Origin of the sequence: Baaleninema sp., assembly GCF_049974805.1 — a bacterium.
Classification (GTDB): domain Bacteria; phylum Cyanobacteriota; class Cyanobacteriia; order Cyanobacteriales; family Geitlerinemataceae; genus Baaleninema.
The window spans coordinates 1-7664 of record NZ_JBNGCO010000160.1; the positions used below are offsets into that span (position 1 = coordinate 1).

Consider the following 7664-nt stretch of genomic DNA (forward strand, 5'->3'; position numbering starts at 1 on the left):
TGTACTGTAAAGCCGCCCTAGAAGGGCGGGGTTTCAAACCCAAAATTTTCGATGAGGTGATGAGGCTCAGTGGTGCAGAAAACTTTTCGAGATTGGTGATTGACAAAATACATATTATATGTATTTAAGTGAGCCAGATCCCCGGCATCTTGGAGATGCCGGGGATCTCCGGCAGCCATTTACCGATTTGAGATTTTTGGACTAACCCTTTAATACGGCGATATCTTTTCTAACAAGGGTTTCAGGACTTTTCTGCACCACTAAGGGTGATGAAGAGATGGGGAGATGGGGAGCGTGACGATGGGTTCGTCTGACGATTTACCCCCGATTTTTCAAGTCACGCAGCCTTGTATGTGGGCGGTGTACATCGGCGGTGCGTGACGATGGGTTCGTCTGACGATTTACCCCCGATTTTTCAAGTCACGCAGCCTTGTATGTGGGCGGTGTACATCGGCGGTGCGTGACGATGGGTTCGTCTGAGGATTTACACCCGATTTTTCAAGTCACGCACCCTACGGATGTTCTATTTTCGATCGAACCCGGTCCACGCGATCGACCATTTGCGAGAGTTTCCGTAACCCCTCATCTGCGCCCTCTAATACATTGGCTTTAGCGCGTTCGTTGAGTTCGCTTGATAATGCCATCATCGAGGGAATCCCCACGTTACCGCTGGCACCTTTTAACTGATGAATGAAGCGAGAAAAGCTGTCGGCGTCGCGGGAATCTAAGGCTTGACGGGCGCTTTGTAAATACTCCCGGGCCGACTCCAAAAACGAATCGAGCAGTTCGAGTTCGAACTCCGCATCGTCTCCCGATACCTCGTGCAGGCGATTCCAATCAATGATATCTTCCGATGCCTCTTGCGAGTCCGAGGGAACTCGATCGCCATTGGCGTCCTCTGTGACACCGTTCGTCCCTGACCGAGACAGAGTACGAGACATCCAAGATTCCAACACCCCTTTCAACTTCTCCATCGTGACGGGTTTGGCGAGATAGTCGTCCATTCCCGCATCGAGGCATTTTTGACGATCGCCTTGCATGGCGTGCGCCGTCAGTCCCACAACGATAGTATGGCGATCGCCCTGAGCTTCCAACCGACGAATTTCACGAGTGGCCTGATAACCGTCGAGAACGGGCATCTGACAGTCCATCAACACGATATCGAAAGGGTCTTGTAAGAGTCGATCGACCGCTTCCCGTCCGTTATTGACACATTCAGCCCTATACCCGAGGAGTTTGAGTTGGTTCATCACCACCTTTTGATTGATGCGAGTATCTTCGACCACCAACACCGTCCCCGTGGTGGCTGTGGCCCCGTCCTGAGACGGAGGGGAAGAGGCGCTGGCTTCGAGGAGGGGCGGTTGGCTGGCAATAGCAGAAGCCTCCTGGGTCCTCTCTTCAGGGGTTTGCGGCGTTGCCACGTCCAGGGGTCGATCGTTCACGAGAAACTGAGCCGTAAAGCGGAAAGTCGAACCGCGATCGGGATAACTTTCCACCCAAATCCGGCCGCCCATTTTCGTCACGAGTTGCTGGCAAATAGCTAGTCCCAACCCCGTCCCGCCGTACTTGCGGGTACTGGAGGCGTCCACCTGAGAAAAGGCTTGAAACAACAAGTCGAGATCGGTTTCAGAAATCCCGATCCCCGTATCGGTGACGGCGAATTCCAAGATCGGTTCTGAAGCCGGATCTCGCTCCTTGCCTTCGTCGGTTTTCCGTCCGGACGAGGCAACCTGACGCACGGAAATTGTCACCGAACCGCGATCGGTAAACTTAATGGCGTTCCCCACCAAATTCATCAACACCTGGCGCAACCGTCGCGAATCCCCAAGTAACTGCATGGGAAGGTTGGATTCGAGTTCCACCTTCATCTTCAAGCCTTTACTTTTGGCTTGCACGACAAACAGGTTCACCACCTCTTCGAGGCAGGTTTGCAACTCAAAGGGCTGGCGATCGAGCGTGAGTTTGTCCGCCTCCAGTTTCGAGAAATCGAGAATGTCGTTAATTAAATTGAGTAAATGCTCGCCGCTGGTTTTGAGAGCTTGCGTAAACTCCAACTGCGACTCGTCGAGTTCCGTCGTCAACAACAAATCCGTCATCCCCAACACGCCGTTCATGGGGGTTCGGATTTCGTGGCTCATGTTGGCCAAAAATTCCGACTTGAGACGAGCCGTTTCCAACGCCGCTTCGCGAGCTTCCACCAGTTCGTTAATTTGCGTGCTGGCCATGACGATACCGCCAATGCTGCCATCGGGTTTGTACCAGGGATGAATCGCCCAGCGCAGGTGAAGGATGGAACCGTCAGCGCGTTTCCAGGTATCTTCCGGGTTGGAGGCGATTTCTCCTTTCAAAGCGCGATCGTACATGGCTTTCCAGCGTTCGGGGATATCGGGAAACACCTCGTAATGACAGCGTCCGACGAGCGATCGATCCTCGAGATCGTAGTCCGACAGCCAAGTGTTGCTGTGGGCCAAATAGCGCATTTCCGTATCCACCATGGCCATGGCCACCGGGGCTTGGGTGACGATTTGGCGCAGTTGCTGCCGTTCGGCTTCGATAGTGGCTTCGTAGCGTTTGCGTTCCGTAATGTCCCGCACGATCGCCAACACTTCATCGTCACCGCTGGTGACCATTCGCGCCTCAAAATCGTGTAACTTACTCTCTCCCGTTTTTCGATCGGGGATTCGCAGTTGATACTCGAAAATCTGGACTTCTCCAGTTTTCCTGGCCTGTTCGGCATAGTACATATTGCGATCGGCCAGTTCCGTCGGCAGCACCTCGTAGAGACTTTTTCCCAAAAAGCCACTGCGGGACAACAGCAGCGGTTGGTCTTTATCCGCCTGCACGTCGAGATAAGTGCCGTCGGTCCGCAGACGGAACATGGTATCGGGAATCGCTTCGAGTAACGCTTTGTTCTTCAGTTCGCTTTTTTGAACCTGTTCGGCTCGTTGTTCGAGATACAAGACCATATCCTGAATCTGGCCGGTCATGCGACTGAAGGATCGGGCCAGCATTCCCAACTCGTCTTGACGTTCGAGATTGAGTTTCGACAAAACATCGATATCTGTCGCCCGTTGAAATTCCCCTTCCGCGACCCATTTCGTCGCTTCAGCTAGCTGACGCAGGGGGCGAGCGATCGAGCGACTGACCCACCAAGCCACCGCCGCACCGCCAGCGGTCACCAAAAGAGCGATGGGAACGCTGTGATTGCGGGTTTCAGCAGCTTGACGGTTGATGTCCGCCGTGGGAACCGTCAAACTGAGGGCACCGACAGTTTCCGGACCCAGTTGTATGGTTTTTCCGACCTGAAGTCGATCGCCTTCCCACTCAAAGATCGGGGTTCCGCTGCTCAACACCTGCTGTCCGAAGGGATCGGGAGTCAGCGGCGATGTCGTTCCCGCCGTATCCACCAAGACCTCACCCTGACGGTTGTAAATGCGCCCCGATTCGATCGACCCCTTTTCCACCAATTGCGAGAGTAACTCCTGTAACGATGCCACGTTACCCTGCGCCAGATTCTCAGCAGAGGTTTCCGAGAGAACGTCTAACGCTAACGTCGTGCGGTGTTGCAATTCGCGATGAAAAATTTGTCGTTTTCCACGTAACGACAGCAGCGTGACGCTCGACACTCCGATGAAGGTAGACAGAGCGATAGTAGTGGTGAGTTTGACCGCAAGCGGCCATCGTCTCCAGCTCAGTTGGCGCATACGACTTTTCAGTATGGGAAGCGATCGCAAAGATCAGCGAAATCGAGTCGAAAAAAAGCTAAGCGCACCACTGTCTCGATCGAGCTTCGACTTGACACGGCCGATCTCGGGATAGGGAACAACGCACTTTTCTCGACTTCTCTAGAATAACTTTTCTCTTTGTCCACCGAACTGTTTGGCGTCGTTCCCGTTCTTCCACTATACGCTCCTCATCGGGGTTCGCCGAGCAGTTGATAACTCTCCAGCAGTCGTAAAAACTCGGCACGATAACCGTTGCGATCGACCCCTCGGGCGTTGTCCGCCAGTTCCCGCACCAACTCGATCGTCGTATTCCCTTTATACTCAGAATCCCGCAACAACATCCCAAAAGCGGCCACAGCCGCCGCAAAACGAAAATCCTCCGACGCCCCTTCTAAAGCCACACCACCCTCAACTACGGGACGCTCGATAAGCTGCGATTCGTCTTCCGTCGGATTTTTATAACGTAACTTGACCAACATCACCTCGTCGCTGTCGGCGAAGTCCCTGGTTTCGCTGGGTTGCTGGTAGCGCAACTCGTCGATTTCCGGCAGTTCTACATCTAACTCGACGCCGACGGGAACGATTTCGTACAACGCCGTCACCGAATGTCCAGCCCCCAACTCCCCGGCGTCGCGGCTGTCGTCGTTGAAGTCTTCATCTTGCAGCAGTCGGTTTTCATAGCCGATGAGTCGGTACGCCTGCACCTGAGCCGGGTTGAATTCCACTTGAATTTTCACGTCTTTAGCGATGGTTAACAGGGTTGCGCCCAACTCGTTCACCAGGACTTTTTTAGCTTCGAGAATGCTGTCGATATAGGCGTAATTGCCGTTCCCGTGGTTCGCCAACTGTTCCATTTTGGCGTCTTGTAAATTCCCCGTTCCGAAGCCCAACACCGTCAGAAAAATATCGTCTTCCCGTCGCTCTTCGATGAGTCGCACTAACTCCGCTTCGCTGGAAACCCCCACGTTAAAATCGCCGTCGGTGGCTAAAATCACACGGTTGTTGCCCCCTTCCACAAACTGCGATCGCGCCAAATCGTAAGCCCGTCGAATCCCTTCGCTTCCGGCGGTAGACCCGCCCGCTTCCAGTTGAGCGATCGCATCGAGAATCGTATCTTTGTCGTCTCCCGAGGTCGGTTCTAACACCACCCCAGCCGCCCCAGCGTAGACGACGATACTCACACTGTCGTCGGCGTCGAGTTCGTTGACGAGCAGCCGAAACGCCGATTTGAGCAACGGGAGTTTGTTGGGAGCGTTCATCGACCCCGATACGTCGAGGAGAAAGACGAGGTTACTCGGCGGTAAGTCTTCGCTGGGGATGGATTTACCCCGCAAGCCGATGCGGACGAGTTGGTGGTTGCGGTTCCAGGGGGCTTCGGACAGTTCTGTAGTTAGGGAAAAGGGCGCGTCTCCCTGCGGTTCTGGGTCGTTATAGGTGAAGTAATTGATTAGTTCTTCGACGCGCACCGCATCGATGGGGGGTCGTTGTCCGTTGTTGATGAAGCGGCGCACGTTGCTGTAAGACGCGCCATCTACGTCGATGGAAAAGGTGGACAGGGGGTGACGGTTGGCGCGGCGAAAGCGGTTTTCATCGATGGGGTTGTATTCTTCGCGGTTGTAAGCCCCCATGTCGCCGGGATAGGGAGCGGCGGGAGGGACTCCCCGCGTGGCGCCGGCCGCCGTTTCAGGCTGACTCATCGGCATCCGTTGCAGGGTGGAGCGATCTTCGGGAGCGTCTTGGGTGACGACGGTAAAGAACTCGGCCAGGGTTTGAAAGGTTTGGGTTTCTTCGGCGGTGAAGAGGTTCCAGAGGTTCAATCGATCGAACCGTTCTTGACAGACAGCGATGGCGTTGGCGAGTTCGGGTTCTTGCAGGGGGCGTCCGTTGCGGGTGACGGGAGAACCGTCGTTGTAGCGGACGGCGCAACCGTAACGGTTCGCCATTTCGATAAAGGGCCAGATTTCGGGATGACTGGGTTCGAGGCGGGTGGGTAGCGTCGGCGGCGTTTGGGCGATGGTATGGGGCGATCGCGTGAGGGTCAGGCTGCTTAGGGCGATCGCGCAGCCGACTGACGCCGCACAGCAGAGTTTGACTAGATTCGAGCGCATAATGGGGGTTTCTCCTCAGATCTGGCGAATTGCCCTGAGCTTTCTGGGGGCTTTCTCGCTAAGATAGAATTCGCCAATTCGGTTAAAGTTCCTCTCTCTTCGTACACTTAGATCGAACTCAATTTCGAGAGATTTCAAAAAAAGTAACGGTTGAAGTTTATGTCTGAGTCGTCCCTTGCCCGCCCCCATGCGACTGTCGTTCTCGCCATGAGTGCCGATGGCAAAATTTCTGATGTGACGCGATCGAACGAAAAGTTCGGTTCTGATGCGGATTTCGCTCATTTGGAAAAGCAAGTGGCGTTAGCAGACGGCGTTATCGTAGGAGCGCAAACGCTTCGGGTGGGGAAAACGGCGATGCGAGTGATGTCGCCGGAAGGGTTTGAATATCGCGAAAAAGCGGGTAAACCCCCGCAACCGGTGCAAATCGTCTGTACCCGATCGGGTCATCTCGAGCGAGAGGTTCCGTTTTTTCAGCAGCCGATTCCCCGCTGGTTGTTAACGACGACGGACGGCGCGAAAGCTTGGTACAAGGATTCGGGATTCGATCGCGTTTTAGCAGTCGACGGTGCCGATGGTAACGTGGATTTGACGGCGGCGTTTCAGCAGCTCTTCGAGTTAGGCTTGCACCGCTTGGCGGTTCTCGGTGGGGGCAGCTTTATCGCTGAGTTATTTCAACGAAATCTCGTCGATGAGATTTGGTTGACGGTGTGTCCTTATATTTTTGGCGGAAAAGATGCCCCCACTCCGGTGGACGGAAACGGTTTAGGTTCGGGTGAATTTCCCGAGTTGACGTTACTGGAAGTCGATCGCGTGGGAGAAGAAGTCTTTTTACATTACCGCGTCAAGTCTTCAACCTAGACCTTTTTCGCTCGCCTAAATCCTCGGGATTTCTGAGTTTTTTAGCCCCCGGTATCTTGGAGATACTGGGGGTCGTCTAATTAAGTTACTCGCGGGCGATGGCGTTTGAAAAGATTTTTTAATCCCTGCGATCGGATATTCCAAAATTAATTTCGATCTCAAACGGTTCTCGTGCCTAAAATAGAAGTAGAAGAGAACTTTTCGCAACAATAGTGATCGCGTTGTCTTCTATACCCAAGCCGTCAACACTCTATCTTCCCCGTGGCGATCGCTTGGAGAGCTGGCCGCCAGCCCATCTCGCCCTTCCATGTGACGGATATCACAAGAGGTTAGGGATTTCACACACTCGTCGTTCTGGTATTCCATCACCGAGCCGCATCGAACACATCACCTGACTTCACCCCATACCGTCACTGAAGCGATCGGGATTTCGGGAGATAGTAGAGTCACAGACGCGCAGCTTTTCTTCACTAAGCCAAATGTCCACTCAATTTAAGATGCGTTACGGTTCGATTGACGAGCTTTTTGCTCAAATCTGGCAATCCGGTTACGTCAACACCCACGCCAAACGAGTTTTACAAACGATGCTTCTCGAACAGTCGTACACGCAAGACGAGCAAGCGACGATCGATCGGCTCCTGTACGCTGTGCGTCGCGGATGGTTGAAAGTCGGTACCGATGCTTCGGAACTCGATACCGCCCCTTCTCTTCACGAGATGTTTCGCTTGAAAGCACCCCGGCCTCGCGTTCGCGACTATAATTAACCGGATTTGACTCGAGCTTACGTCACTCGGTTGAGCTTCCTCGGTTCGCCCAGTTCGCCCGTTCGAGCCAAAGTTGTGTGACAGTTGTGTTGAAAACTGAATCGCGCTGACCACTGAATCTTTTCCCTACACGATCGCCCGGAGATCGCTATCTATGACCGAAGTCACTGACAAGCCCCGTCCTTCCAGGGCGGGGTGAGAGGTGTTGC

At 53.9% G+C, this 7664-nt stretch carries 5 protein-coding genes; 2 read left to right on the top strand and 3 right to left on the bottom strand.

The features are described 5' to 3' along the window. Window positions 1-512 precede the first annotated feature (512 nt). Both ACP5D4_RS20080 and ACP5D4_RS20085 read right to left on the bottom strand, forming a co-directional pair. Window positions 513-3704 (bottom strand): ATP-binding protein, encoded by a 3192-nt coding sequence (locus ACP5D4_RS20080; protein WP_428013388.1) that lies wholly within the window; start codon window positions 3702-3704, stop codon window positions 513-515. Between the two features lie 209 nt (window positions 3705-3913). Continuing rightward, the gene (locus ACP5D4_RS20085) at window positions 3914-5833 is read right to left on the bottom strand and encodes a vWA domain-containing protein (protein WP_428013389.1); all 1920 of its coding nucleotides are present in this window, start codon (window positions 5831-5833) and stop codon (window positions 3914-3916) included. Window positions 5834-5992: 159 nt separating this feature from the next. On the opposite strand from ACP5D4_RS20085, the gene ACP5D4_RS20090 reads away from it, so the two are divergent. Then, window positions 5993-6691, top strand: a complete 699-nt coding sequence (locus ACP5D4_RS20090) for a RibD family protein (RefSeq protein WP_428013390.1) — start codon at window positions 5993-5995, stop codon at window positions 6689-6691. 228 nt (window positions 6692-6919) lie between these two features. Here ACP5D4_RS20090 and ACP5D4_RS20095 read toward each other — a convergent pair whose 3' ends face one another. Then, window positions 6920-7057, bottom strand: coding sequence for a hypothetical protein (locus tag ACP5D4_RS20095; RefSeq protein ID WP_428013391.1), 138 nt, complete (start codon window positions 7055-7057; stop codon window positions 6920-6922). 113 nt (window positions 7058-7170) lie between these two features. On the opposite strand from ACP5D4_RS20095, the gene ACP5D4_RS20100 reads away from it, so the two are divergent. Further along, on the top strand, window positions 7171-7455 hold the full coding sequence (locus ACP5D4_RS20100; RefSeq protein ID WP_428013392.1) for a hypothetical protein: 285 nt from the start codon (window positions 7171-7173) through the stop codon (window positions 7453-7455). Window positions 7456-7664 lie beyond the last annotated feature (209 nt).